Source organism: Haloarcula vallismortis ATCC 29715, assembly GCF_000337775.1.
In the GTDB taxonomy this organism is placed as follows: domain Archaea; phylum Halobacteriota; class Halobacteria; order Halobacteriales; family Haloarculaceae; genus Haloarcula; species Haloarcula vallismortis.
In genome coordinates this window covers 183,419-208,064 of sequence record NZ_AOLQ01000004.1, presented here as the reverse complement: position 1 = coordinate 208,064, position 24,646 = coordinate 183,419, and the positions used below count along the sequence as shown (strand labels likewise).

The following is a 24,646-nucleotide window of genomic DNA, read 5'->3' as shown; positions in this document are numbered from 1 at the left end:
CCTCAGAGACCGGTTGGACAGTCGATGTAGGTCGTCTCCAGCCCCCAGTCCTGTGCGACAGTCTGGAGCGACTGGACGCCGAGCGTCTCCGTCGCGTAGTGGCCGGCGAGAATGACGTGGATTCCCTGCTCACGTGCCTCGTGGAATGCCTTCTGTTTCCCCTCGCCAGTGATGAGCACGTCGGCGTCTTTCTCGACTGCCTCCTGCAGCCAGTCGACGCCGCTGCCGGTGACGATTGCGACATCTTCGACAGTCGATGGGCCGAAATCGAGCACCTGAACTGGCTGTCCGTCGGTGTCTACCTTTCCTTCGAGGGTATCAGCCAATTCAGAGACCGTCTGAGGTTCTGTAAGGACCCCGCGTTGGCCGATGTGTTCGCCGCCCATCGACCCGAACGGCGCACGGTTGTCGAGGCCCAGCAGGTCCGCGACGCCGGCAGCGTTACCGAGCGACTGGTGGCCGTCCAGCGGGAGATGGGCAACGTACAGCGCGAGGTCGTTGTCGATCAGCGGTGCGACCCGGCGGTAGTTGGTTCCGGTCACGCGCTCCATCCCGCCCCAGACGATGCCATGATGGGTCACGAGCAGGTCAGCGCCCGCCTCGGCGGCACGGTCGACAGTCTCGACGGCCGCATCAACCGCGAAGGCGACGTGCTCGACCGGTTGGCTCGCCGGCCCGACCTGCAGGCCGTTCGGACTGGCGTCGATGTCGGCGTAGGCCTCTGTGTCGAGTCGGTCGTCGAGACGCGTCGCGATGTTGCCTGCGTTCATAGCGCGGGCTTCGAGAGGGCCGGTGGTATGCTTTTCTCTACTGGCGTCGGGCTACCCGTCCGATTCGACCAACTGGCCGTTTTCTTGCCCGATGAGGTCCCGGTCCACGGCGGCGTCGATGATAGCATCGAACTGCTCACCGTCGATGTCGTAGGCGTTGACCGCGACCTCTCGTATCTCCGTGCGGTCGACGGGCATCTCGCGGTTCTGGAGCAGCCGCATCACCTTGTTGTACTCCAGTTTCGTCAGCGAGGGGCCGTCGGCGCTGCTATCGCTGGTGTCGCTGGTGTCGCTGCTGTCGGTGTCTCCGCTTTCCGTCTCGGCTGCGGCCGCTCCTGTGTCATTTGTTTCGGTCGGGTCCGCCGTTCGCTCGTCTGGGGTGTCTGCCTCGGCCGTTCCCGTTGCATCCGATTCCGCCGTCGAGTTCGCCGGCTTCGCCACATCCTGTTCCGGGGCTGCGGCCGCTGTCTCTGCCGACTGCACCGATCTCTTCTGGTCGTCTGCGGTTGCGCTGTCGTCGCCCAGTAGCGAGCCGTCGTCGGCCGGCTCGACCACGCTGTCAGTTGCCGTCGGGTCCGCGCTCGTCGTCGTCTTTGCATCGTCAGACAGGCCCGTCGGCCCCGCAGTCCCAGTGTCGGTAGCCGCCTTCGCTGCGTCACGGGCGTCCGCCTTCGCCGCCTTGACGGCCGGCTCGACAATGGTCGCAAGCTTCTCTCGACACGTCGAACAGAGTACGACGGTTCCCTGCTTTTCGGCTTCCGGGTCCAGTGATTTCGGGATAATCGGATACTCGGAGAGTGAGACATCAAGGGCGCCGGCACAGAAGTAACACGACGATAGCTGGTCCATGCTCACTACGTGGAGATGCTGCTCACTAAAATGCTTATACCGGTATAGTTGCTACACTGACCGTGGCCATCTCGTCTGGTGTGCTGTCACTGCGAACGATAGCACGGCGACCTGAATACTCCCAAGTCAGGCCGTTCCCCGTCCATGTAACCACGACGTATGGTCTGAGAGGAGACCGACCGTGACCCGGACAATCGAACTCTCGACGACTGTGCTGTGCCCGTCCGTCTCCGCGGAGCCGAGCCAGGCGCAGTTTCGGCTCGACAACACAGGGATCGCTGTCGAGGGTGGCCAGCTCGCGGAGGAGGCCGGGCTGGACGAGATCTTTGATATTCGGCTAGGACGGCCTCCACAGGCCGCGGCAGGAGCTCTCTCGGGGACAGTTCTCACAGTCGGGTTCGAGCGCGGTGGCCAGCGCGTCGTTCTGTTCATAGACGGGGAAGAATCGACGTTAGATCGGGTCAGCGGGTTACTGTTCCGTCGGTTGCTCGACGGGACCGAGGTGGCCGTGTGCCACCCCGCGACAATCGGAGGGCGGGTGACAGAGCGACGCTTCGAGATCGGCGAGCTCCGAGTCACCCCCGGCAGAGTCGGGTGTACCGGTATCAGGCAACCGCTTAATGTCGACCTCGAAACCATAGTGGGCGTCAGCCGCGCTGAAAAAGAACTTCTGGGCCGTCAGGAACCGACTGTCGACCTCCGATACGTCAGACAGGGCGTCGTCGTGGGGGTCGACCTGTCGCTGAACCCGCCACGGAAGCTCAATCTGCTCGGGCGGTACCTCCGGCGCAGATACGCTCGTCAGCGGCGCGAGTTGCGGGAGCTCGATCCCCCAGACCCCGTCGTCCGGACGCTGACGCGGCTCTATGCACACGGGGGGCGCACGGATTCCAGAAGCGTACTGGCACGCGAATCGGCAGACCCGCCGGCTCTTCTCGAAGAGCTCATCGAGAACGACTTGGTGACGCTAGACGACGGTGAGGTGCGGTTAGACACGCTGGGATGGGTACTCGTCACTGAGCGGGCCGTCAGCGTCAGTGGGGCAGACGGTTGAGTAGCCGTCCGGTTGTCCACCGGTGCCCATGGCAAGATCCGTCCACCAACCCTGCGTATACTCTGTAATCACTCGCATACACTCAGTCGAGGAATTCCCGGACGAGTTCGGCAGCAGCATCGTCCGGTTCCAGCCACGGCGTGTGGCCGTGGCCGGGGAGTTCGTGGAACTGCGCGTCGGGCATCGTTTCGGCGACGGGACGACCAACGCCGGGCGACCAGAAGGCGTCATCCGTCCCCCAGACGAACTGCGTCGGGCGGTGGATCTGCGTGATTTCGTTCCGAATATCAAACAGCGGATGGGCGCGACCGTACGACCCCTGTGCGGTCGCCAGCGACCGCTGGCTTTCCCCCCGGCCGGGCAGACCCTGGCCGGCGGCGAGCAGTTCGTAGAATACCTCGGGGATGGCCGAGGCCTCGACGACGTTGACTCGCTGCATCGACTGCCGCGCGTTCTCGACCGGGTCGCCACGGTTGAGCAGCCACAGGAGGACGCGGTTGAGGCCGCGGACCGTCAGCAGGCGAAACAGGAGCGGGAGGTCCCGCGAAACGCCGCCCGGCGCACCGACCAGTTGCAGTCGGTCCACCCGGTCGTGGTCGATTGCGAGCAGGAACGACTGGAGACCGCCGTGTGAGTTGCCGACCACATGTGGCCGCTCGACAGCGAGGTCATCGAGGAGATCCAGCAGGTACGCGACTAGAAACGACCGAAGGTCCCGATTCCGGTAGCTCGGAGCGGCCGAAAGGCCGAGGCCGGGTCGGTCGGGAGCGTACACGCGGTACTCGTGGGTGAGCGCTGGGAACAGGGGGAGCCACGTCGCGGCCGGTGTGCCCACTCCGTGAAGAAGGACCACGGGGTCACTGTCTGGGTCCCCGCCCACGAGATAATGAACCCGGCCCACAGCGTCTGTCTCAGTCACTCTGGATTCGGCGGCGACATCGTAGTGGTCAGCGAGACGGGCCTGGGCATCCGCGTAGTCTCGCTCCGCTGGATGGGGCCAGTCATCGGGCGATAGCGCACGATCCACGGGGACTGTGGTGCCGGAACTCATACGCGAACACTCCAGCCCCGGACGTATCAGTATACCCCGAGTCAGCACGCACGAGAACGGAGTGTCTCTCCATGGGACACATATACTTCCGTTCCCTCGCTCCGATATGGAGACAGTCGAGGGGACGATTCTCGCCGGACGGTCGTTCGAGCCGGTTCAGGGCCGGGTCGTCGTCGAGGATGGTCACATAACGGCCGTCGAGGAGACACCTGAGCGTGAGCACGACCAGGACCGTATCGTCCTGCCAGCGTTCGTGAACGCCCACACCCACGTTGGGGATTCAGTTGCAAAGGAGGCGGCCGTCGGACTTGGTCTCGAAAAGGCGGTGGTGCCGCCGGACAGCCTGAAGCATCAGCAGATCGCAGCGGCAGACGACGAGACGCTGATCGACGAGATGCACCGCACGCTCCGGTTTATGCAGCGAACCGGCTCCGGGGCGTTCCTCGACTTCCGGGAGTTCGGCGTCGACGGTGCGAACGCGCTACGCGAAGCCGCCGAGGGACTCGATATCGAGGACTTCATCTTCGGTAGCGATGACCCCGCAGTGCTGGACGTGGCCGACGGGTTCGGTGCCAGTGGCGCGAACGACGACGATTTCACCGCCCGGCGAGCCGCCGCCAGGAAGCGTGCGGTCCCGTTTGCTATCCACGCCGGTGAACCGGACGCCACCGATATCCACCCGGCGCTGGATCTGGAGCCAGACCTGTTGGTCCACATGGTCCACGCCGAGGCGGAGCACCTCGAACGAGTGGCCGAGCAGGACGTCCCCATCGCGGTCTGTCCGCGCGCGAACCGCGTCCTCGACGTCGGCCGACCGCCGATTGAGACCCTTCTGGAGTACACTGACGTCGCGCTCGGGACTGATAACGTAATGTTGAACGCACCGTCGATGTTCCGTGAGATGGAGTACACCGCGAAGACGTTTGACCTCCCGTCCCGGACAGTCCTGCGGATGGCGACGACCGCTGGGGCCGACGCAGTCGGCCTCGACTGTGGCGTCATCGAACCCGGCTGCCGGGCCGCACTGCTGGTCCTTGACGGCGACTCGGACAACCTCTCGGCCGTGGCCGACCCAGTCGATGCGGTTGTTCGGCGAGCGTCGCCGCTGGATATCGAACGAGTTGTCTGCTGAAGAGAACGGCGAGAATAGTTCCCGATACGTTTCGGATTAGCGCCGGGCCGCGTGGGCGAACACGAACGCCCGGAGTAGTTTCGCGGCTAGCGTCGCCGCCTGGCCGTCGTCACAGTCGTTGACCTCGACCACGTCGAAGCCCACGGCCTGCGGTGCGACGGCTCGGACCACGGTGTGCATCTCACGCGGTTCGAGACCGAACGGCTCCGGCGTTCCGGTGCCCGGCGCAAACCCGGGGTCCGCGGCATCGATGTCGACGGAGAGGTATACTCGCTCATCTTCGAACCCGGGTGTCCAGTCGCCCACGTCTTCGGGGGGGACCACGGTCACGTCGGCTTCGCTCGCTCGGTCCCATTCGGCCTCCGAGCCGGTGCGTGCGCCCAGGACAATCGCTTCGTCAGCCACTGAGAGCGCGTGGTGGGTCACCGTCGCGTGGGAGTACTCGTCGCCGGCGTAGGACTCCCGCAGGTCCAGATGGGCGTCCAGACAGACGAACACATCGGGCTCTACGGCGCGCACGCCGGCGACGGAGACGGTGTGTTCGCCGCCGACGACAATGGGGACAGCCCCCTCGCTCTCGAAATCCGAGAGGGTGCCCTGGAGGAAGGTGAGGTACTCGGCGACGTCGGCCGTGGGGCCGATATCGCCGTGGTCGTAGACGGAACAGTCAGTGAAGTGCTGGCCGGTGCGGTGGTCGAAATCGTCGAACTGTTGGCCGAACTGCCGGACACGACGCGGTCCAAAGCGGGCCCCGGGGCGAAACGACGTCGACGCGTCGAGTGGTGCGCCCACAAGCGCGTAGTCGGCCGCCCCGCGGTCGGCCCCCGCACCGGGCAACATCGTTACGAGCGTGTGATCTTGCGCTGCTCTTCGTACTGGAGGTACTCAATCTCGTCGTCAGGCTGGAGGTCGATGTCCTCGGGGACGCGCATCGTGAACGTGTCGTAGGTGTCGAGGTCCATGACCTGGGCGTCGTTACCGTCGGTGGAGACGACCTGCCCCTGCTTCCGGTTGACGATCGGGACCCAGACCTTCGCGTCGACCGGCTGGGACAGCGAGCGCTTCTTGCCGTCGAAGACGCCCTTGGCGTCGATTCGGGCCTTGGCGCTGCCGTGCTTGCCCGGCTTGGCCGTGCTGTAGGAGTTGATCTTACACGGCGTGTCTTCGATCATGACGTAGCTACCTTCGTCGAGCTCTCGAACTTCGGTCTGCTCTCTTGCCATACCGCCGGATTACCCCTGTTTGGGTATAAACGGTTTGGAATGCCGCAAGCCGCAGCTACCAGTATCCAGTCCGCCTAGTTCGTGGCTGTCGATGGCGTGAAAATTGAAACGGGCCGAGTGTCTCAGAACGTGTACGGCGTTGCCGATGTCCCGCTGTGTGGAATCTGCCTATCGTCGTGCTAATTTGATGGCAAATTATTTTTATTGGCGCGGCAAACTTTCAGGTATGTCTCACGAGGTCGAGGACGAAACAACGGTGAACGAGAGCTACTCGGTCACGGTTCCGGCAGCGGTCCGTCGAGCGGCTGGGGTCGAGGCGGGCGACAAACTACGCTGGCACGTTGACGACGACGGGGCACTCTCGGTCAAACTCGTCAAGCAACAGTACGGCGCGTTCTCGAAGCTCGACCCGGTCGACACCGGTGAACCGACTGACGCCGCCGAAGATCACGACCTCATCGCTGGAGACTACTGATGGCCGCAGTCGTCGTGGACGCGAACGTGGTCATTGCGGCTCGTCTCTCCAGAGACCGGAATCACCAGCGTGGCGAAGCAATCTCGCATGCAATCGACGACGGCACACTCCCAACAGCGTACGTCCTGAGCGATGTGCTTGCGGAGATAATTAATTATCTCCAGGCGAGAGCCGGTCACGACGTGGCGACCGAAACGCTGGATGCGCTCATCGAAAGCAGTGGGTTCGAAATGACACAGACGCCGAAGTCTGACTTCGATGCCGGCCGCTCGCTGTTCCGTCGGTACGAATCACTCTCGCTGACGGACGCGATCATCGTGGCAGCGATGCAGCGGGACGGCATCGAACACCTCTACAGTTTCGACGACGGCTTCGACGGCGTTCCCGATATTACCCGTCTCACGACGGCCGATAACCCGTTTGAGTAATGGCCTCGAAAACACGACCCATAGGCATCCCCACAGTTCAAGTGAGCTTGCACTAACCACACAGGTGTGGCACTCTCGTTCGATCTGTTCGGGACGCTCGTCGGGGCAGACCGGCCAGAAGAGCCGTGGGACGCCGTCGCAGCGGCACTCGCGGCCCGGTCGGTTCGGGTGCCTGACGACTGGGAGGACGCCTATCGCTCGGCCCACCGCGACTACGAGCGCGGCCGGGAAGCGCCGCTGGACGAGCACGTCCGGCTGGCGCTTGCCAGCCGCGGCGTCGAAGTAACTGAGGCGACGGCGGCCGAGGCCGTCCTCGACGCGTTCGATAGTCCGGTGACCGTCCGCGACGGAGCAATCGAGGCACTCGACGTCGCGGCACGGCAGGGGCCGGTCGCCGTCTGTTCGAACTGCAGCGTCCCGGGACTGGTCGAGCGGACACTCGAACGTGCAGGGATTGAATCACAGAGCGGCCATTCGTTCGACGCTGTCATCACAAGCGTCGGCTGCGGTTGGCGAAAGCCCCATCCAAATATCTTCGAGACGACCGCCGACACACTCGACGTGCCGCTCGTCGACCTCGTCCACGTCGGCGACGACGCCCGGACGGACGGCGGTGCGGGCCGCGTGGGCGCACAGTCGATACTGCTGGAGGACCACTCGCTGCCGGCGATAGCCGAAAAGCTCCGGGAGGGAGAACTGTGCTGAGCGCGCTGGCCGTCGCCGTCGCCGGCGGGCTGGAACTCGCCGTCGGCGAACCACCGACCCGCTTTCATCCGGTCGCGTGGTTCGGACGGCTCGTCGGGGCGGTCGACCGCGCGTGGGACCAGCCGCTCGCGGTCGGAATGGTCGCGGTAGTGGTGTTGCCGCTCGGAGCCGCCGCAGCGGTCGGCGCGGGGGTCGCACTCGCCGCGAGCCTCGCACCGCTGGCCGCCGTCGCGCTCGCCGGCCTCACGCTGTTTCTGACCACGAGCCTTCGCAGTCTTCTCTCGACCGCCCGCGGCGTCATCGCCGACACCGAGAGCGACCTCCCGGCCGCTCGGGACGGACTGCTCGCACTCGCCGGCCGCGACGCCAGCGCGCTCTCGGCGGGTGAAGTCCGAAGCGCGGCTGTCGAGAGCGCATCGGAGAACCTCGCCGACGGCCTCGTCGCGTCGCTGGCCGCATTCGTTCTTGGCGGGCTCGTCGCCTCGGGCATCGGCCTCTCGCCGCTTCCCGTCGCCGCCGGCGTGGCGGCGTGGGTCAAGGCCGTCAACACGATGGACTCGATGCTTGGCTACCGCTCGAAGCGCGTCGGGACGCCCGCGGCACGGCTCGACGACGCCGTGATGTGGCTCCCGGCCCGACTGGGCGCCCTCCTGCTCGCGCTCGCCTGCGGGTCGCCCCGGTCGGTGGCCCGCGCGCGGGCCTGGCTGGACGGCGTGCCCTCGCCGAACTCCGGGTGGCCGATGGGGACGGCCGCCGCGGCGCTAGACGTTCGGCTGGAGAACCCCGGCGTCTACGTGTTGAATCCCGGCGGGCAGCTCCCCGACGCGGCGACGGCCCGCAGCAGCGTGACCCGGGTCGGCGTCGCCGGAGCGGCGGCGTACCTGCTGGCCGGGCTGGGGGTGTTCGCGTGGTTCTGACCGCGATGCGGGGCGCGCTTGGCTTCCTCTCGCGGCTTCCAGTGGGTCACACCGAACAAGCATGGGACGCCTTCGTCGGGACACCGGCGGCGTTCCCGCTGGCGGGCTACGTCGTCGGCGGCCTCGTCGCACTCCCGTTCCTCGCCGCGGGCCTGCTCCCGGCCCCGGTCGTCACCGCGGCGTATCTCGGAAGCGTCGTCCTCGTCACCGGCGTCAACCACGCCGACGGCCTTGCTGACCTCGGGGACGCCGCCGTCGTTCACGGCGACCCGGCGGAGCGCCGCGATGTGATGCGAGACACGACCGTCGGCGTCGGTGCGGTCCTCGCGCTGGGGACCGTCCTCCTCGCGCTGGCGCTGGCCGCGCTGGCCGCTGCCGAGCTCCCGCCATTGGTCGCTATCGCGCTCGTGGTCTCGGCCGAAGTCGGCGCGAAGCTCGCGATGGCGACGTTGGCCTGTATCGGCCGCCCGAGCCACGAGGGGTTCGGGTCGACGGTCGTCGACGGGAGCGGCCCGAGACAGCTTCTCGCCTCGCTCGCCGTCGCGGTCCCAGCCGCCGTCGTCGCCGTTCCGGCGACTGCGGCCGCGGTTCTCACCGGCCCCTTGGTCGCACTTGCAATCTCGGGCTGGGCAAACCGCCGACTGGGTGGCATCGGCGGCGACGCCTTCGGCGCGGCCAACGAGCTCGCGCGCGTCGCCGCGCTCCACGTCGGCGTCGCCACGTGGTCGTTATTTGACATGCCGCTCGGGGACTGGGGGGTGCTCGCATGGACGCTCTCGTGATGTGTGGCGGACGCGGGACACGATTGGACACCGACGCCGAGAAACCGCTGTTCCGGGTCGGCGGCGTCCCGATGGTCGACCGGGTCGTCGGCGCACTGCAGGATAGCGCTGTCGAGCGGGTTATCGCCGTAACGTCCCCAAACGCGCCGGAGACGCGGTCACATCTGAACGTGCCCTGCATCGAGACGCCGGGCGAGGGGTACGTCGCGGACCTCGACACGGCGCTGGCCGACGACCGACTCTCGCGGCCGGCCCTGACCGTCGCCGCTGACCTGCCGCTACTTGAGGGCGAAGTAGTCGACCGCGTGCTCGACACCCACGAGGGTGGCTCGCTGACGGTTCTGGTCCCGGCCTCGCTGAAACGCGCGCTCGGCGTGAGCGATGACACGACGTTCGAAGACGGCGGCCGAGAAGTCGCACCGACGGGCGTCAACGTCGTCGGCGACGGTCCCGATGACGCCCGGCTCATGCGGGACCGGCGCGTCGCGGTCAACGTCAACACGCTCGCTGACGCCCGCGTCGCGGAACAGTGGCTGTGACCGCCGGCAGGTACGGGACAGCCCGCCGGTAGTGCGGTCACCGCAACATCGTGTTGGAAAGCAAATATGACCACCCGGAACGTTGTGTGTGGTGATGGCCGACAACATTTGTGTGCTCCACGTTGACGACGCACAGGGGTTCGCCGAGATGACGGCCGAGTATCTCGAGCGGGTCGCCGACGACCTGACGGTCGTGACGGCGACGAGCCCCGACGACGGTCTGGCCCGTCTCGACGAGAGCATCGACTGCGTCGTCAGCGATTACGAGATGCCCGGACGGAACGGCCTGGAGCTCTTCGACGCCGTCCGGGACCGCTATCCCGACCTTCCGTTTGTCCTCTTCACCGGGAAGGGGAACGAGGCCGTCGCCAGCGAGGCCATCACAGCTGGCGTCACGGACTACCTGCAGAAAGACGGGAGCACGGACCAGTACACGATTCTGGCGAACCGGGTCCGGAACGCGGTCGAGCGCCGGCGCGCCCGCCGAGAGCGCGAGCGAAGCGAACGGCGGTTCGAGGCGGTCTTCGAGGACCCACAGACGCTGGTCGGCGTCCTCAATCCCGACGGGACGGTCCGCAAGGCGAACCGAACTGCGCTGGAGGCGGTCGACGCACCGCGCGAGGCGGTCGTCGGACAGCCCTTCTGGGAACTGTCGTGGTGGCCCGAGGGCCACTCGGCCGAGGTCAAGGAGTGGGTCGAACGCGCCGCGGGCGGCGAGTACGTCGAGGTCGACATCGACCACACCACCGACAGGCCGGCGGAGTTCAGCTACCACGGGTATATCCGGCCGGTCAGGGACGACGATGGTGACATCGTCTCGCTCGTGGCGTCGGGCCACGACGTGACGGCGAAACGGGAGCGTGCCGAGACTCTCGAACGGACGCGCGACCTGCTCTCACAGACCGAACAACTCGCGTCTGTCGGCGGCTGGGAGATCGATGTCTCCGACGGCCCGCCCTACGAGGGGAGCCCGACTGCGGGGTTCTACCGCCTGCACGGCCTCGGTCCTGACGAGCAGATTCCCGTCGAGCAGACGGGCGAACTGCTCCACCCGGACGACCGCGAGCGGGTAGAGAACGCCCTGTCGACGCTGTTGACCGAGGGAGAGCCGTTCGACCTCGAAGCCAGAATCGTGACGCCAGACGGTGAGACGCGGTGGATTCGGTCCATCGGCGTCCCCGTCGAGGAGGACGGTGAGTTCGACACGTGTCGCGGCGCGATGGTCGACATCACTGACCAGAAACGACAGGAAGCGGAGCTCGAACGGAAGACAGACCTGCTCCGGCACGCCCAACAGATTGCAGACGTGGGCGGGTGGGAACTCGACATCGCCGAGCCGCCGTACGAGGCGACGTGGACTGACCAGCTCTTCGAAATATTCGGGATACCGCCCCGGGACACGATGACGCCGGACGAGGTGCTTGGTTTCGTCCACCCGGATGACCACGACCGCGTGGCCGCCGAGACGGAACGGCTCATCGAGGAGGGCGAGGGACTCACACAGGAGTACCGCATCGTCTCCGGGGAGGGCGAGGACCGCTGGCTCCGCGTCATCTCGGAACGGCCCGACGACCGGGCGGACATCATCCGCGGGGCGACGCTGGACATCACCGAACAGAAACAGACGACGCAGGCGCTCAGGGAGCGCGAGCGGACGCTCAGTCAGTACAAGGAGTTCACCGACGACATCTTCGACGCCGTCGACGACGTCTTCTTCCTGTTGGACGAGCGCGGCCGGGTCCGGCGCTGGAACGAGTCGCTCGAACGCGTGACCGGCTACGACGGCGAGGCCCTGGCCTCGATGGATGGGGTCGCGTTCTTCCGGCCGGCGGACCGCGGGACCGTCGCGGAGGCGAGCCAGGCCGGCGACACTACGATAGAGCTTCCGCTGGTAGACGACAGGGGCAACCCCGTTCCCTACGAGTTCGTCTTTGACCGGGTCGAGACGCCCGAGGGGGAGCGGCGGACCGTCGCCATCGGCCGGGACATCTCGGCCCGCAAGGAGCGCGAGGAAGCGCTTGCCAGGACGAACCGACAGCTCCAGACGATTCTCGAAACCACGACCGCGCTTGTGTTCCTGAAAGACAGCGACGGGCGGTACCAGCGGATAAACGAGCGGTTCCGGGAGGTGCTCGTCGACGGGGCGATGGACGTGGTCGGGAAGACCGATGCAGAACTGTTTCCTGACGAAATCGCCCAGCAGATACGCGCTGACGACCGGGAGATAATCGAGACCGGCAACTCCATCGAGCGGGAGGAGGAAGTCCCCACGCCCCACGGGTCGCGGACTTTCCTCACGCTCAAAAACCCGATATACGACGCCGAGGGGAACGTCACCGGAATCTGTGGCGTCGCCACCGACATCACCGAACGCGCCGAGTACAAGGCCCACGTCGAGCGCCAGAAGGAGCGCCTCGACGAGTTCGCCAGCATCGTCTCCCACGACCTCCGGAACCCGCTCGACGTGGCGCGGGGGCGGCTGCGGCTCGCGGAGGCGGACCCGTCGGCGGAACACCTGACAGCCATCGAGCGGTCGCTTGACCGCATGCAGGAACTTATCGACGACCTTCTGGCGCTGGCACGGCAGGGCGAGGCGGTCACTGACATCCAGCCGGTCGCCGTCGAGAACGCGGTCGAGCAGGCCTGGCGGAGCGTCCGGACCGGCGCGGCGACGCTCGAAACCGACATCGAGGGAGCGGTCATAGCGGACCCGACCCGCCTCCAGCAACTGTTCGAGAACCTCGTCCGGAACAGCGTGGAGCATGGCGTCACGAGCAGTCGGACAGGCTCCGACGACAGCGCGGAACACGGTTCCGCGAGCAGTCGGTCGGCGTCCGACCACAGCGTCGAACACGGGTCGACGGCCTCGCCGCGGGAGCCACAGGACGGCGACGTAACGCCACATTCCAACGGGTCGGCACCCTCCAGCGGCGCCCGGGCCGGCGCGAGTGGAATCACTGTGACGGTCGGGACGCTCGACGACGGGACGGGGTTCTACGTCGCGGACGACGGGTCCGGCATTCCCGACGACGAGCGAGAGACGGTGTTCCGGAGCGGCTATTCAACCGCCGAGAGCGGGACCGGGTTCGGCCTCGCTATTGTCCGGGAAATCGCCGAGGCACACGGCTGGGCGGTCACCGTGACCGAAAGCGCGAGTGGCGGCGCACGGTTCGAGTTCCGCGGCGTCGACGGCCCGGACTGACTGGCGGCACCGCGAAACTTTCTCCACACCGCCCGCCGTAGGTCTGTCCATGGACCCTGACTCGGTCGAGGGCGTGCGGGCAAGTGGCGGCGACGGGCCCACGGACGCCATCGGCCCCGACGGCCGCGTGCCACACGGCAGCAGCGACGACCCGGAGGTGCTGGATTTCAGCGCGAACACCAACCCGCACGTCCCGCCGGAGGCCGAAGCGACGTATCGGGCGGCGTTCGAGACGGCCCGCTCGTACCCGGCCGACGACTACCCCGAATTCCGTGAGGCCGCGGCGGCGTTCGTCGACTGCGAGCCGGCGCAGGTGCTACCCACAGCCGGCGGCCTCGAAGCGATACGCCTCGCGATACAGACGACGGTCCGGGCGGGAGACAGCGTCTTGCTCCCGTATCCAAGCTTCGGCGAATACGCCAGAGAAGTGCGACTACAAGGCGCGACCCCGAAGTTCGCCTCCCACGGCGAACTGCTCGACGCCGACCCGGCCGGCCACGCACTCGCCGTCGTCTGCAATCCGAACAATCCGACGGGCGAGGTCGCCGAGCGCGGGGCGCTCCGGGCCTTCGCCGACCGCTGCCGTGCGGCCGGGACGACGCTGCTGGTCGACGAGGCATTCCTCGGGTTCACCGACGAGCCGTCGCTGGCCGGTCGTGAGGGCGTCATCGTCGCGCGGTCGCTGACGAAGCTGTTCGGCCTTCCCGGCATCCGGATGGGCTATGCCATCGGGACCGGGGACGAGCGCGACCGCCTCGCGACGGCCCGGCGCGCCTGGTCGATGAGCGCCCCCGCGGCCGCTGTCGGCGCACACTGTTACCAGCAAACTGAGTTCGTCGCGGAGACGAAAGCCCGCGTTACCGCTGAACGAGCGCGGATGCGGGAGCGGCTGAACGCACGGTTCGACGTGTTCCGTTCTGCTGCACCGTTCCTCCTGCTGTCGGTCAGCGACGCCGACACGTCTGTCGACGGTATCCTTGCCTCGGCCCGCGAGGCTGGCATTGCCCTCCGGGACGCCCGGACGTTTCGCGGGCTGGACTCACACATCCGCGTCGCTGTTAGAGCGCCCGAAGAAAACGACCGGCTGCTGGGCGCGCTGGATGTTTGAGACGACCGTTCGTGACGGCGTCTGTCAGATTCGTCGCGAGGGTGCCCGCTGGCTCTCGACAGCGTGGGATGGTGGGTACCGGGCCGCGGATGCCGTCTACAACGTCACCGTGCCCGAGGGGTTCGAGCGGACCGACCTCGACGCCTACCGCGCTGAGCGGCTGTCCGGGGCCGGCTTCGATGTCGGCCCGGCGTTGCTCACCGGCGTCCATATGGAACACGCCCGCTGTGCCCAGAGCAGGCCGGTGTCGGTGCTGGCGACCGCGGGCCTCTCGAACCCCGCGGCGCTGCCGATGTCGGCAGGCGATGAAGCAGTCGACGCCGATGGAACCGCGTCGAATCCGGCGGATAGCCCCGACTGGCGACCAGGGACGGTCAACGTCATCGTCGGGGCCGACCGCGAGCTGGACGATGGCGCACTGGCAACGCTGCTTGCCAGCGCCGTCGAAGCGAAGGCCGCGACGCTGCTGGACGCGGCGGGCGTGCCCGGAACAACCTCGGACGCGGCCATCGTCGGCTGTGTCCCGAGCGCTGAGCCTGCGTCTTTCGCCGGGAGTGCGACCGAAGTCGGCGCGGCCACTCGGGCATGCGTCCGTGACGCTATCAGGGCGAGTCTGGCCGCCCGGTACGACGGTGACGGCCTGCCGACTGTCGAGGATGCGGCATACGGCGTGATTACAGGGCGCGAGACGGAGGTGTTCGAGCCGTGAGACGAGCGGCTATCGCGGGACAGTCTCGGAGACCAAACGGCTAAACAGAATCCGGTCGAACAGACTGGCATGACCGATAACACGGCCGGCCCGACCGCCGAACCCATCGAGCCGAGCGCGCCCGAGGAGTTCGGGCTGGTGCAGGTCTGGTGGGGCGACGGGAAAGGGAAGACGACGGCGGCGCTGGGAATGGCAACCCGCGCCGTCGGCCACGGCTACCGCGTCCACCTCCTGCAGTTCATGAAAGGCGGGACCAGCACCGTCGAGGACGTGCGCGGCGAGTACAACGCCATCGCCGCACTGCCGGGCTTTTCCTACGAAAACGCGGGCCACTACGGCTGGCACGGGTTCCTCGACGGGAGCGAGGACGACGAACACGAGGCCCGCGCGAAGGGGGCGCTCGACCGCGCACGAGAGATAATTCAGGCCAGCGCCGACGCTGACCTCTCGACGCCACAGGATGCCGACGGCCCGCCAGAAGATGGGGTCAACATGCTCGTCCTCGACGAAGTTCTCTACGCTGCGAACCGCGGCCTCGTCGACCCTGCAGACGTGCTTGGACTCATCGAATCCAAGCCTGATAACCTCGAACTCGTCCTCACGGGCGGCCACGAGCGACCGGAGTTCCTGAACGATCACGCGGACCTCATTACCGAAGTCAGCAAGGAGAAGCACCCAATCGATGCTGGGCAGGGCGCGCGGAAAGGGACGGAGTTCTGAGTCCGGTATCCTCGAACGGAGTTACAGTTCGTCCAGCAGGTCATCAACGATTTCACGGGCCGCCTCGGCGTGGTCGTCGGCGACGGCATCGTCGGTGCCGTCGACGTTCGAGAGAATGTGGTCGACGATCGCCAGTCGCTCGGCTAACACGTCCTCAGAGAGTTTCCCCGTAGCGATGTCAGCGGCGACGGCCTCGGCCTCCCCGAGCCAGCGGCTGGCCGTGCGTTCGACCGGACGATTTCCGGTTTCTACGAGGTGTTCGTGGAGGGCCTGCAATCGTTCGTCGGTCACGAACCGACCTCGGCGGGCCAGCCCAAAGAACCCCGTCGAATCACTCATGATGCCAGCGGTCCCAGACCGTCGTAATGGCCGAAACCCTGCTCGTCGCGGGCACCGCGAGCCACGTCGGCAAGTCGACCGTCGCGGCCGGGCTCTGCCGCTATCTGGCCGACCGTGATGTTTCGGTCGCGCCGTTCAAGGCCCAGAACATGAGCAACAACGCCCGGGCGACGCCGGGCGGCGAAGTCGGCGTCTCGCAGTACGTTCAAGCCCGTGCGGCCGGTGTCACGCCGTCGACCGACCACAATCCAGTGCTGTTGAAACCGCGGGGTGACGGCGAGTCACAGCTCGTACTGGACGGCGAGGCTGTCGGGCATTTCGAGGCCCGCGGGTACTACGACGAACACTGGGCGGACGCACTTGATGCGGCCCGCGTAGCCCACGACCGACTCTCACAGGCACACGACGTGATTATCGCCGAGGGAGCCGGCTCCATCGCCGAAATCAATCTCCACGACCGCGACCTGGCGAACGTCGAGACGGCCCGCTTTGCCGACGCCGACATCCTGCTCGTCGCCGATATCGAGCGTGGCGGCGTGTTCGCGTCGCTCGTCGGAACGCTCGAACTCGTCCCCGACGACATCCGGGAGCAGGTGGCCGGCGCGGTCATCACGAAGTTCCGCGGCGACCGCTCGCTGCTTGCCCCCGGCATCGAGGCGTTCGAGGACCGGACCGGCGTCCCCGTCCTCGGCGTGCTTCCCTACGACGACCCGGGCCTCCCCGAGGAGGACAGCGTCGCGCTGCCGCCGGTCGGCGAGCGGTCCGTCGTCGGCGCTGACGACAGCGCGCCCGACGACGAGAGCGTCACCGTCGCGGTCCCCCGGCTCCCGCGCATCTCGAATTTCACCGACCTCCAGCCGCTCGCCCGTGAACACGGCGTCAGGGTGGCGTACGTCCCGCCCGAGGCCGCACTTGACGACGCCGATGCGGTGGTCCTGCCGGGGAGCAAGAACACCGTCGACGACTTGCTGGCACTGACCGATGCCGGGTTCAGGGACCGCCTCCAGTCGTTCGACGGCCCCGTCGTCGGTCTCTGTGGTGGCTACCAGATGCTCGGCGAGGAAATCACGAACGCCGACATCGAGGGGACCGGCGACGCAGACCACATCGAGGGGCTGGGTCTGCTCCCGGTGACGACGGCGTTCAGCGAATCGAAGACGGTCGAACACGTCGAACGGACTCTTGACGGCGTCGGACCGCTCTCCGGCGCGAGCGGGACCGTCGGGGGCTACGAAATCCATATGGGGGACTCGACGCTGACGGATACGGCAGCCCGCCCGTTCGACGGCGACGGAGCGGCGACCGACACCGTTCTTGGAACCTACCTGCATGACCTCTTCGTTAACGACACTGCTAGAGATGCCTTCGTACGAAATACCTTCGAGGCAGCCGGAATCGACCCGCCAGCGGAAGAGGGGCGAGAGGGTGGCGACCCGTACGACCGAGCGGCCGGCTTCGTCGCCGAGCACGTCGACCTCAGCCCGCTTGGGCTACCCGACCAGTGACCGTTTGATACTTCAATAAATTCCGGAAATTTATATACAGTCAGGTCGCAATATTCTCCTAATGGTCGAAGTGTTCGCGGTCGCCAGTGGGAAGGGCGGGACTGGCAAGACGACGAGCACCGTCGCCCTCGGGATGGCGCTGGCCGACCGCTACGACGTGACAGTCGTCGACGCCGACACCGGCATGGCGAACCTCCTCTTTCACGCCGGGCTCTCCGACGCCGAGACGACGCTGCATGACGTGCTGGCCGACGACGCGCCAGTCGAAGCAGCCACCTACGACCGGTTCGGACTGACGGTCGTTCCCTGTGGAACGAGCCTCGACGGCTTCAGGGACGCCAATCCGGACCGGCTTCGAGACGTGGTTGCGACACTTGCAGAAGAGACGGATATCATCCTCCTCGATTCGCCGCCGGCACTTGACAGCCGGACCGCCGTCCTTCCAATCGTGCTGGCAGACCGCATCGTGGTCGTCCTCCAGCCGACGATTCCCGCTATCTCGGATGGGCTAAAGGTCCAGGAGTACGCGACGACCTACGACACGGACGTGGCGGGGCTCCTGTTCAACAAGGTTCGTGCGTCCGAGTCTATCGAGAGGGTCTCGGAGAAGACCGAGCGGTACTTCGACGGGCCGACGCTCGCGTCGGTTCCCGAGAGCGAGCGAGCCCGCGAGGCACGGCGTGCCGGCCGACCGCTCCTTGCTCACGCCCCCGAATGCGAGGCAGCAACGGCCTATCGAGCGGCCGCCGAGGCACTCACAGTCCAGAACGGGGCAGCCGACGATGCCGCCGACCGATTCCGGAGCGCTGTCATCCCCGAGTCACTATGAAGGTGCCTCGCGGCCGACTCGACAAGTCCCGCGTCGTCACGGACCCGCGGGACACACTCGCCGACGTGCTCGACCGCGAGCTGACCGGCTACGCCGTCTTCGAGTCCCAGGAGACGCTCTTGCTTGACGGCGAGGGCCGGGGCCTCATCACGTTTACCGACGGTGTCCCCGTACTGGTCTACCACACCGGGACGGACCGCGGTGGCCCGCCAGCGCTTGCCGACCTCGCTATCCCCGGGCCATACCACGTCTCGATATACGCACTCGACGCCGCCAACCTCGAATCGGCCCACGAGGCGGCCGACCTCCGAGTCCCACCCGGGATGCCCGCCGAACGGCTGGGCGGCGACCCGGCGCTGGCCGACAGCACCAGACGGGCAGCCTCCGACGAACGGCTAAGGACAACGGACAGCGACGAAAGCAGCGCCGAGGGTGGGGCTACTGAACAGAGCGCCGTCGAAGCGTTCCTCGACGACGCGGAGAAGATCGAGGCCATCAAACAGCAGGCGCGCTCGGAAGCCCACGAACGCGCACAGCAGTGGGAGTTCTGAGGGCTGGACGGCCCCGCTTGTATGTGGTTCTATCCCGTGACAGCGGCACCCGAGAGCTGTCGAAGTACAGAGTGTTATATAGGAGGACGTGTTGACCCCTAAACATATGTACGGAGGCAGCCAGTCACCACGGACCCTCTCCAGACGAGCGGTGCTGGGGAGCGCGGCTGCTGGACTGGCAGCGACGAGCGGCTGTATGCAGCGGATGCGGACGCTTGCGGGCAACAAGGAAGCCTCCGCCGTCTCGCTTTCCATCAAAACGCGGCCAGCGGACGAAGATCCGGGCGCGATGCGTATCGCGCGTGAACTGGAGTCGTGGTTCGACACCGCCGGCGTCGACACCACCGTCCAGCCGGTGACGGCGGCGGAACTGTACCGCCAGACCCTCCTCAGCCACGAGTTCGACGCCTTCGTGGGCCGCTACCCCTACCGGCAGACCACGGCAGACTCGCTGTACTCGCTGGTCCACTCGTCGTTCGCCGCCGAGCGCGGCTGGCAGAACCCCTTCGGATTCGCCGACCTCGAAGTCGACGAGCTACTGACGGCACAGCGCCGCCAGTCCGGCGATCGCCGAGCCGAGACGCTGGCGTCGCTGCAGGAGCAACTGGCGAACGTCTGCCCGTTTCTCGTCATCGGCACGCCGGACAGCATCCGCGCGGCGAACACGACACGCTTCAGCGGGTGGACCGGCGCGTTCGGGGAGTCACCGCTCCGACTGCTGACTCTCGGCCGGGTCGACCCGGCGGCGACGACGCTCAGGCTCGTGACGACGGACAGCCGCGTGACGCGGAACCTCAATCCGCTGATGGCCCCGTTCCGCCGACGTGGCCGGATTACGAGCCTCGTGTACGACTCGCTCGCCCGCCAGTATCACAGGGGAGTAGTCCCTTTGGCAGGAGTCGATTGGGAGTGGGATACGACCGGCCGCGGCGGGGCGGTGCTGCGGGTCACACTGCGTGACGACCTCCAGTGGCACGACGGCGAGGCGCTGACCGCGGCTGACGTGGCGTTCACCTATCGGATGTTGGCCGACACGTCGCTCGGAGCCTTCGAGCAGGCGGTGCCGCCGACGCGCTATCGGGGCCGTGCCTCGGTGGTGACCGAGGCCACTGTCGTCGACGAGCGGACGGTCGAACTCGCCTGTCCGGACTGCAGTCGTGCCGTCGCTGAGCGGGCGCTCACCGTGCCGCTGTTGGCCGAGCACGTCTGGCGCGAGCGGGCGAACGAGGCCGACATCGGCGGGGTCGGTATCGGAGCCGCGACGACGGAAGCGCTCGTGACTGATGCCATCCCACCTGTCGGGAGCGGCCCGCTGCAGTTCGACACCGCGAGCGACCGCGAGTCGCTACGGCTGACGGTGTTCGATGACCACTTCAGTACGGCAATGGACCCCGCAGACAGCGTCGCAGCGAGCACGCTCGACCCGCCGTTTGACGCCGTCGAGATCGGGTTTGTCGGCTCGGATGCCACTGCCGTCGAACTCGTCGAGAGCGGCGATGCCGATGCGACCGCCGTCGGCGTCGGCTCGGACCTCGTTCGGAGTATCGGGCGGGCCGACGACCTCACGCTGTTGCTGGACCAGAGTGGCTCGTTTTACTTCCTCGGGTTCAACGTCCGGTCCGCGCCGCTGTCGAACTCCCGGTTCCGCAACCTCCTGTCGCATCTCGTCGACCGCCAGCATCTCGTCGACACCGTCTTCGACGGCTACGCGACGCCGGCCGTCAGCCCGCTGTCGGGGACGGGGCTGGTGCCGGAGACAGTGCAGTGGGTGCCAGGTGGCACAGTTACCCCGTTCCTCGGGTCCAACGGCGAACTCGACACGGGGCAGGTCCGGTCGGCATTCCGGGAGGCCGGCTATCGGTACGACTCGGGGACGCTTCTCCAATCGTAGCGTATGAACGTCGTCTCCGTCTTCTCCGAAGTCGCCGTCGTCGTCTCGCTGTTGCTCACTGTCGGTGCCGTCACAGTCGTCGGCCCGGACCGCATTCGGGCGGAACTACCCGTGCTACGGACACGGCTTCGGCAGAATGCCCGTCCACTCCTTTTGCTGGTGGCTGTACTGGCGGTCAACAGTGTCGTCCGTGATGTCGGCGTCGGACTGTCCTGGCTCATCGGGAGTAATATCACAAAAACGATCTACGCGGTCGAGGGAGCGTTTGTCGCCTCGCTCCAGTCGCTCGCACCGGCGTGGCTCACGCTGTATCTGGGGTTCGTGTACATATACGGCTACGTGTTCCTGCTGGTGTTTCCGCTGGTGCTGACGCTACTGCTGGGGACGACGCGCTATCTCAGGGAAACCGCCTTTGCCTACGCGGTCAACTACGGCATCGGCTTGCTCTGTTACATACTGTTCGTCGCGTACGGCCCGCGAAACTTCGCCCCGGACATGGTCGAACCGCTCCTGTTCGATACGATACCGCGCTTCCAGCTGGTAACGGCGCAGGTCAACGCCAATACGAACGTCTTCCCGTCGTTGCACACGTCGCTGTCGGTGACAGTCGCGCTCATGGCTTACCGCCTCCGGGCGGAATATCCCCGCTGGCTCCCGGTCGCGACGTTCCTGGCCGGCAGTGTCATCCTCTCGACGATGGTGCTTGGTATCCACTGGGCGACCGACGTCGTCTTTGGAGTCTTGCTCGGAGCCATCAGTGTGTACGTCGCGACACGCCCCCGGTTTCACTCCGAAGGCGACCCGCCGTGACGGCTCAGTCTGCCCGGACTGGAATCCACCACACCCGCGACCGTCCCCCGACTTTCTTGCTCGTGATATCCGTCTCTGATTCGAGGTCGTGGAGTTTGTTCAGTGCTGTCCGGCGCGAACAACCGAGTCTGTCTGCTACCTCCGACGCCGTGAGTGGCTCCGCGTAATCGTTCCGGTGTTTGAACACCTCGATAACGTCCGATTCGGTGTACTGGATCTCTCGTCCAGGCGGAGACATACTTCTGTCAACGATTGCCACATACTTATACTGTCGGCGATTATTTCAGCCTCGGTGACAGTATAGAAACGCTAGCTACTGTTGTCGCCAGATGACCTCTCACCCCGTGGTAAAACGGAATGATCTTTCTCGGATGTTACAACCCCTGTAACATGTGTTGTCGTCCGAAACAGTTACAGCGAATAAGTATAGGCCCCTACCGGCTATACCACTGTCCGGGGATACGCTATCCCGCCCTCCAGCGAGTGCTGGAGCGCTGACCAGTACTCCCTTCGGCCCTCACACCGGCCCGTCACGGATTGTTTTCCTGTACAGGCAGGACTGCTGCAAGCGGTTCTGACCGCTCTGTATGTCGATCGAACACCGTCTCGGCCCAGCGATACGCCGCTGTGGCGTCGGATTCCGCTATCGCCCGGAGGTTGTTCCGGTCGTCGTAGGCTGCCAGACAGACTCGCGAGCGGTCCAGCGCGAGGCCGATATCGAGCGTGGTGTCGTGGACGTACGTGTCGATGTTCTCGTGTTCGAGGCCTCGCTCCAGTGCATCCGAGAAATCGGACGCGGACCGTTCGAGCACGCTGTGGTCGATGATGAACTCGATGTGCGTCCCTGTTTCGAGGAGTTTCACTGCGGCGTCGTTGAACACCGACGTTACGATCGGTGAGATAGCTCGAACGTCTCCCTCGGCTTCGTGTATCCAGTCGGTGAACCGATTGACCGCTGCCAGCGGATTCTGCTCGGAACTCGTCGTGAGACAGTCAGGGTCAAGCAGGTCCGCAGGCAGGTCTGCCGCGATGGGCCCGAGGTGGGCAGCCAGCGGACCGGCTGCCCGGGCTTGCTCGACCTCGCTGACGAGCGCCCTGTACCGGTCGAACACCCGCTGTCCAGTCACCGTGAGTCGGTACTCACCGTCCCGCTTGACGACCCACTGGCGCTCGGAGAACCCTGCGAGAATCCGCTGGATCGTGGTTCGGGTCGCATCTACCGAATCACACAGCTCGGTTGGCCGTGCCGGACGCTCCCGGAGCTGGGCCAGCACCGCGAACCGCTGTGGTGACCCGGTAAGGTACTTGCAATCCTCGAAAACAATGTCGCCCGGACCGTCGGCCATTGGCCATGTCTGCGTGGGCAACCATCTTAGCCTCTTTGGCGTTTGGCAACACTGGACATGTCTGTACGCCTATTCGTCACTGAACGAACCGAGGCTTGTCTGGGTCCCACCGTCTTCCGCGCCGGTCGACGCATCCGTCCCATGTTCTGCAGCGATACGTGCAGCGGCTTCGCGGCCACCGGAGAAAGAGGCCCGGCGCGCGATAGTCGAATCGCTCAGAGCGTCGGCCGCATCGGCACGAACCGCCTCGTAACGCCGGCGGAAGGCCTGCCGGGCCACGTCGTAGTCGACGACCGGCCGCGGATAGTCCTCGCCGATGTCGACACCACAGGACGCCTGTACGTGAACCGGCGTCCCTTCGGGACGGTCGAGGTACTCGTCGGGAAGCGCTTCGAGTTCGGGCACCCATCGGCGGATGAACTCGCCGTCCGGGTCCTGATCGCGGACCTGCTTACGGGGATTATACAGCCGAAGGGCCGGCTTGCCGATCAGTCCACACTGTGACTGCCACTGGGTGTAGTTGATCGCTGCCGAAGCGTCGATGAGGTGGTGGTAGAACCAATCCGCGCCGATTCGCCAGGGCTGCTGGAGGAGGTGGTAGTACACCGAGGCACACATCGCCCGCATCCGGAAGTTGAGCCAGCCCATCTCTTTGAGACAGCGCATCGACGCATCGACCATCGGAAACCCGGTCCGGCCGTGCTTCCAAGCGGCCACCAGGTCAGGGTCGTACTGTTCCGCGTTGAATCCCTCGAACACCGGATTAACTGCCGTATCGAGCCAGCCAGCCCAGTCTTCGAGTTTCTGCTCGTAGTGTTTGTTCCAGAACAGCCGCGAGATGAACATCTCTTTTCCGCGACCGTCGGGTGCGTACTCATTGATGTACTGGATGACCTGCCGCACGGAGAGACAGCCGAAGGCGAGATACGGCGAGAGCCCGCTGGTCCCATCTCGGGCGTCTGTCGGCGCGGAGATGTTACCGGGATAGTCGTCGAGCCGCTCGGCGAACGCCGACAGCCGCTCGTGCGCAGGACCGGTCCCGCCGCGAGGGACAGCGGATTTCGACGGCGTGATATCGTAGTGGTCCTCGATAGTGCCGATGTCAACGCCTGTGTCGAAGCTCCGTGAGCTGACCGTGCCTGGGTCCCAGTCGTACTGGTCGGCAGCGAACCACGCCGACACGTCGTCCTGCCACCCCTCGCGAGTTTCTACTCGGTCCCGCACCAGTCCGTCGCCGTCGATGAATGTCACGTCACACTGGTCCCGCACACGGCGGTCCCGCTGCCGGCCGTAGCGCCCTGTGGGAACGGCCATCGTCACGATGTCCCAGCCTGCCTCGCGGAACCGCCCCAGCACGTCCACGGGGTCCCCGTGGGCGTAGGTGAGCCCACGACCGGTCGCTGTGTGGTACTGGTCCGAGAGGTCGGTCAGGCAGTCATGCAGGAACCGGACGCGGCTGTCACAGGCCAGGCCCTCCGCGCCGTAGAACGCCGGGTCGAACACGAACAGCGGAAGCATATACTCGGACGACGCAGCCCTCGCTACCGCGGCCTGGTCGCGAATCCGCAGGTGTTCGCGATGCCAGACGACTGTGCCGGCCTCGTCGTCGGCAAGCGTCGGAATTGCGTCTCCCTGTGGTATGAGCGTGTCGTCCGACCCCAGTCCCGGCATATGCACCAATCGAATCATCGTTGGACCGCAGACACCACTG

The 24,646-nt window shown here is 66.1% G+C and carries 26 protein-coding genes; 17 read left to right on the top strand and 9 right to left on the bottom strand.

The annotated features are described in order from the left end of the window. Window positions 1-2: 2 nt before the first annotated feature. Both C437_RS01310 and C437_RS01305 read right to left on the bottom strand, forming a co-directional pair. Window positions 3-770 (bottom strand): Nif3-like dinuclear metal center hexameric protein, encoded by a 768-nt coding sequence (locus C437_RS01310; protein WP_004515081.1) that lies wholly within the window; start codon window positions 768-770, stop codon window positions 3-5. A gap of 51 nt (window positions 771-821) precedes the next feature. Continuing rightward, on the bottom strand, window positions 822-1,619 hold the full coding sequence (locus tag C437_RS01305) for a prolipoprotein diacylglyceryl transferase (protein ID WP_004515080.1): 798 nt from the start codon (window positions 1,617-1,619) through the stop codon (window positions 822-824). 181 nt (window positions 1,620-1,800) lie between these two features. Here C437_RS01305 and C437_RS01300 point away from each other — a divergent pair, with 181 nt between their 5' ends. Next, entirely contained in the window at window positions 1,801-2,673 is an 873-nt protein-coding gene (locus C437_RS01300; protein WP_004515079.1) for a CheF family chemotaxis protein, read from the top strand. A gap of 82 nt (window positions 2,674-2,755) precedes the next feature. Here C437_RS01300 and C437_RS01295 read toward each other — a convergent pair whose 3' ends face one another. After that, window positions 2,756-3,724: an alpha/beta fold hydrolase gene (locus C437_RS01295; protein ID WP_004515078.1), complete on the bottom strand. Its 969-nt coding sequence runs from the start codon at window positions 3,722-3,724 to the stop codon at window positions 2,756-2,758. Between the two features lie 106 nt (window positions 3,725-3,830). On the opposite strand from C437_RS01295, the gene C437_RS01290 reads away from it, so the two are divergent. After that, entirely contained in the window at window positions 3,831-4,856 is a 1,026-nt protein-coding gene (locus C437_RS01290; protein WP_004515077.1) for an amidohydrolase family protein, read from the top strand. Between the two features lie 36 nt (window positions 4,857-4,892). Here C437_RS01290 and speB read toward each other — a convergent pair whose 3' ends face one another. Beyond that, entirely contained in the window at window positions 4,893-5,696 is an 804-nt protein-coding gene (gene speB / locus C437_RS01285; protein WP_004515076.1) for an agmatinase, read from the bottom strand. 2 nt (window positions 5,697-5,698) lie between these two features. Continuing rightward, window positions 5,699-6,079, bottom strand: a complete 381-nt coding sequence (locus tag C437_RS01280; RefSeq protein WP_004515075.1) for a translation initiation factor IF-5A — start codon at window positions 6,077-6,079, stop codon at window positions 5,699-5,701. Window positions 6,080-6,305: 226 nt separating this feature from the next. Between C437_RS01280 and C437_RS01275 the strand changes: the two genes are divergently transcribed. The 10 genes from C437_RS01275 to C437_RS01230 all read left to right on the top strand — a co-directional run bounded on the left by C437_RS01275 (window position 6,306) and on the right by C437_RS01230 (window position 15,664). Next, window positions 6,306-6,554 carry an AbrB/MazE/SpoVT family DNA-binding domain-containing protein gene (locus tag C437_RS01275; RefSeq protein ID WP_004515074.1) on the top strand — a complete coding sequence of 83 codons (249 nt, stop codon included), beginning with the start codon at window positions 6,306-6,308 and terminating at the stop codon, window positions 6,552-6,554. Beyond that, entirely contained in the window at window positions 6,554-6,982 is a 429-nt protein-coding gene (locus tag C437_RS01270; protein WP_004515073.1) for a type II toxin-antitoxin system VapC family toxin, read from the top strand. The genes C437_RS01275 and C437_RS01270 overlap by 1 nt, the downstream gene beginning before the upstream one ends. Window positions 6,983-7,048: 66 nt before the next feature. Further along, on the top strand, window positions 7,049-7,687 hold the full coding sequence (locus tag C437_RS01265) for an HAD family hydrolase (protein WP_004515072.1): 639 nt from the start codon (window positions 7,049-7,051) through the stop codon (window positions 7,685-7,687). After that, window positions 7,681-8,604: a CobD/CbiB family cobalamin biosynthesis protein gene (locus C437_RS01260; RefSeq protein ID WP_004515071.1), complete on the top strand. Its 924-nt coding sequence runs from the start codon at window positions 7,681-7,683 to the stop codon at window positions 8,602-8,604. The genes C437_RS01265 and C437_RS01260 overlap by 7 nt, the downstream gene beginning before the upstream one ends. Further along, entirely contained in the window at window positions 8,595-9,386 is a 792-nt protein-coding gene (gene cobS, locus C437_RS01255) for an adenosylcobinamide-GDP ribazoletransferase (RefSeq protein WP_049919549.1), read from the top strand. Before C437_RS01260 ends, cobS begins: the two co-directional genes overlap by 10 nt. Continuing rightward, on the top strand, window positions 9,386-9,925 hold the full coding sequence (locus C437_RS01250; protein WP_170832131.1) for an NTP transferase domain-containing protein: 540 nt from the start codon (window positions 9,386-9,388) through the stop codon (window positions 9,923-9,925). Before cobS ends, C437_RS01250 begins: the two co-directional genes overlap by 1 nt. A gap of 94 nt (window positions 9,926-10,019) precedes the next feature. After that, window positions 10,020-13,127 carry a PAS domain-containing protein gene (locus C437_RS01245; RefSeq protein WP_004515068.1) on the top strand — a complete coding sequence of 1,036 codons (3,108 nt, stop codon included), beginning with the start codon at window positions 10,020-10,022 and terminating at the stop codon, window positions 13,125-13,127. Window positions 13,128-13,176: 49 nt separating this feature from the next. Next, a complete protein-coding gene (gene cobD, locus C437_RS01240) occupies window positions 13,177-14,235 on the top strand; it encodes a threonine-phosphate decarboxylase CobD (RefSeq protein WP_004515067.1) in 1,059 nt (352 codons plus the stop codon). Continuing rightward, window positions 14,228-14,944 (top strand): adenosylcobinamide amidohydrolase, encoded by a 717-nt coding sequence (locus C437_RS01235; RefSeq protein WP_004515066.1) that lies wholly within the window; start codon window positions 14,228-14,230, stop codon window positions 14,942-14,944. The genes cobD and C437_RS01235 overlap by 8 nt, the downstream gene beginning before the upstream one ends. 69 nt (window positions 14,945-15,013) lie before the next feature. Next, the gene (locus C437_RS01230; RefSeq protein ID WP_004515065.1) at window positions 15,014-15,664 is read left to right on the top strand and encodes a cob(I)yrinic acid a,c-diamide adenosyltransferase; all 651 of its coding nucleotides are present in this window, start codon (window positions 15,014-15,016) and stop codon (window positions 15,662-15,664) included. Between the two features lie 21 nt (window positions 15,665-15,685). On the opposite strand, the gene C437_RS01225 is transcribed toward C437_RS01230, so the two are convergent. After that, entirely contained in the window at window positions 15,686-16,003 is a 318-nt protein-coding gene (locus C437_RS01225; RefSeq protein ID WP_004515064.1) for a hypothetical protein, read from the bottom strand. 26 nt (window positions 16,004-16,029) lie between these two features. Between C437_RS01225 and C437_RS01220 the strand changes: the two genes are divergently transcribed. The 5 genes from C437_RS01220 to C437_RS01200 all read left to right on the top strand — a co-directional run bounded on the left by C437_RS01220 (window position 16,030) and on the right by C437_RS01200 (window position 21,589). After that, window positions 16,030-17,508, top strand: a complete 1,479-nt coding sequence (locus C437_RS01220) for a cobyric acid synthase (RefSeq protein WP_004515063.1) — start codon at window positions 16,030-16,032, stop codon at window positions 17,506-17,508. A gap of 61 nt (window positions 17,509-17,569) precedes the next feature. Further along, on the top strand, window positions 17,570-18,337 hold the full coding sequence (locus tag C437_RS01215) for a nucleotide-binding protein (RefSeq protein ID WP_004515062.1): 768 nt from the start codon (window positions 17,570-17,572) through the stop codon (window positions 18,335-18,337). Next, window positions 18,334-18,888 carry a hypothetical protein gene (locus tag C437_RS01210; RefSeq protein ID WP_004515061.1) on the top strand — a complete coding sequence of 185 codons (555 nt, stop codon included), beginning with the start codon at window positions 18,334-18,336 and terminating at the stop codon, window positions 18,886-18,888. Before C437_RS01215 ends, C437_RS01210 begins: the two co-directional genes overlap by 4 nt. Before the next feature lie 106 nt (window positions 18,889-18,994). Continuing rightward, the gene (locus C437_RS01205) at window positions 18,995-20,779 is read left to right on the top strand and encodes an ABC transporter substrate-binding protein (RefSeq protein ID WP_074654863.1); all 1,785 of its coding nucleotides are present in this window, start codon (window positions 18,995-18,997) and stop codon (window positions 20,777-20,779) included. A gap of 3 nt (window positions 20,780-20,782) precedes the next feature. Then, the gene (locus C437_RS01200; protein ID WP_004515059.1) at window positions 20,783-21,589 is read left to right on the top strand and encodes a phosphatase PAP2 family protein; all 807 of its coding nucleotides are present in this window, start codon (window positions 20,783-20,785) and stop codon (window positions 21,587-21,589) included. A 4-nt stretch (window positions 21,590-21,593) separates the two neighbouring features. On the opposite strand, the gene C437_RS01195 is transcribed toward C437_RS01200, so the two are convergent. The 3 genes from C437_RS01195 to C437_RS01185 all read right to left on the bottom strand — a co-directional run bounded on the left by C437_RS01195 (window position 21,594) and on the right by C437_RS01185 (window position 24,606). Beyond that, complete coding sequence (locus tag C437_RS01195; RefSeq protein ID WP_004515058.1) at window positions 21,594-21,827, bottom strand: HTH domain-containing protein; 234 nt, start codon at window positions 21,825-21,827, stop codon at window positions 21,594-21,596. Between the two features lie 292 nt (window positions 21,828-22,119). Further along, a complete protein-coding gene (locus C437_RS01190; protein WP_004515057.1) occupies window positions 22,120-22,935 on the bottom strand; it encodes a helix-turn-helix transcriptional regulator in 816 nt (271 codons plus the stop codon). Window positions 22,936-23,004: 69 nt separating this feature from the next. After that, complete coding sequence (locus tag C437_RS01185) at window positions 23,005-24,606, bottom strand: cryptochrome/deoxyribodipyrimidine photo-lyase family protein (protein ID WP_049919548.1); 1,602 nt, start codon at window positions 24,604-24,606, stop codon at window positions 23,005-23,007. Between the last annotated feature and the right edge of the window lie 40 nt (window positions 24,607-24,646).

Bases quoted from the DNA above. Each gene is read 5' to 3' on its own strand.
- speB (WP_004515076.1), bottom strand. From the start codon at position 5,696: ATGTTGCCCGGTGCGGGGGCCGACCGCGGGGCGGCCGACTACGCGCTT.
- C437_RS01200 (WP_004515059.1), top strand. From the start codon at position 20,783: ATGAACGTCGTCTCCGTCTTCTCCGAAGTCGCCGTCGTCGTCTCGCTG.
- C437_RS01195 (WP_004515058.1), bottom strand. From the start codon at position 21,827: ATGTCTCCGCCTGGACGAGAGATCCAGTACACCGAATCGGACGTTATC.
- C437_RS01270 (WP_004515073.1), top strand. From the start codon at position 6,554: ATGGCCGCAGTCGTCGTGGACGCGAACGTGGTCATTGCGGCTCGTCTC.
- C437_RS01190 (WP_004515057.1), bottom strand. From the start codon at position 22,935: ATGGCCGACGGTCCGGGCGACATTGTTTTCGAGGATTGCAAGTACCTT.
- C437_RS01305 (WP_004515080.1), bottom strand. From the start codon at position 1,619: ATGGACCAGCTATCGTCGTGTTACTTCTGTGCCGGCGCCCTTGATGTC.
- C437_RS01215 (WP_004515062.1), top strand. From the start codon at position 17,570: ATGGTCGAAGTGTTCGCGGTCGCCAGTGGGAAGGGCGGGACTGGCAAG.
- C437_RS01275 (WP_004515074.1), top strand. From the start codon at position 6,306: ATGTCTCACGAGGTCGAGGACGAAACAACGGTGAACGAGAGCTACTCG.
- C437_RS01185 (WP_049919548.1), bottom strand. From the start codon at position 24,606: ATGCCGGGACTGGGGTCGGACGACACGCTCATACCACAGGGAGACGCA.
- C437_RS01310 (WP_004515081.1), bottom strand. From the start codon at position 770: ATGAACGCAGGCAACATCGCGACGCGTCTCGACGACCGACTCGACACA.
- C437_RS01220 (WP_004515063.1), top strand. From the start codon at position 16,030: ATGGCCGAAACCCTGCTCGTCGCGGGCACCGCGAGCCACGTCGGCAAG.
- C437_RS01210 (WP_004515061.1), top strand. From the start codon at position 18,334: ATGAAGGTGCCTCGCGGCCGACTCGACAAGTCCCGCGTCGTCACGGAC.
- C437_RS01245 (WP_004515068.1), top strand. From the start codon at position 10,020: ATGGCCGACAACATTTGTGTGCTCCACGTTGACGACGCACAGGGGTTC.
- C437_RS01225 (WP_004515064.1), bottom strand. From the start codon at position 16,003: ATGAGTGATTCGACGGGGTTCTTTGGGCTGGCCCGCCGAGGTCGGTTC.
- C437_RS01295 (WP_004515078.1), bottom strand. From the start codon at position 3,724: ATGAGTTCCGGCACCACAGTCCCCGTGGATCGTGCGCTATCGCCCGAT.
- C437_RS01205 (WP_074654863.1), top strand. From the start codon at position 18,995: ATGTACGGAGGCAGCCAGTCACCACGGACCCTCTCCAGACGAGCGGTG.
- C437_RS01250 (WP_170832131.1), top strand. From the start codon at position 9,386: ATGTGTGGCGGACGCGGGACACGATTGGACACCGACGCCGAGAAACCG.
- C437_RS01290 (WP_004515077.1), top strand. From the start codon at position 3,831: ATGGAGACAGTCGAGGGGACGATTCTCGCCGGACGGTCGTTCGAGCCG.
- C437_RS01280 (WP_004515075.1), bottom strand. From the start codon at position 6,079: ATGGCAAGAGAGCAGACCGAAGTTCGAGAGCTCGACGAAGGTAGCTAC.
- C437_RS01235 (WP_004515066.1), top strand. From the start codon at position 14,228: ATGTTTGAGACGACCGTTCGTGACGGCGTCTGTCAGATTCGTCGCGAG.
- C437_RS01230 (WP_004515065.1), top strand. From the start codon at position 15,014: ATGACCGATAACACGGCCGGCCCGACCGCCGAACCCATCGAGCCGAGC.
- cobD (WP_004515067.1), top strand. From the start codon at position 13,177: ATGGACCCTGACTCGGTCGAGGGCGTGCGGGCAAGTGGCGGCGACGGG.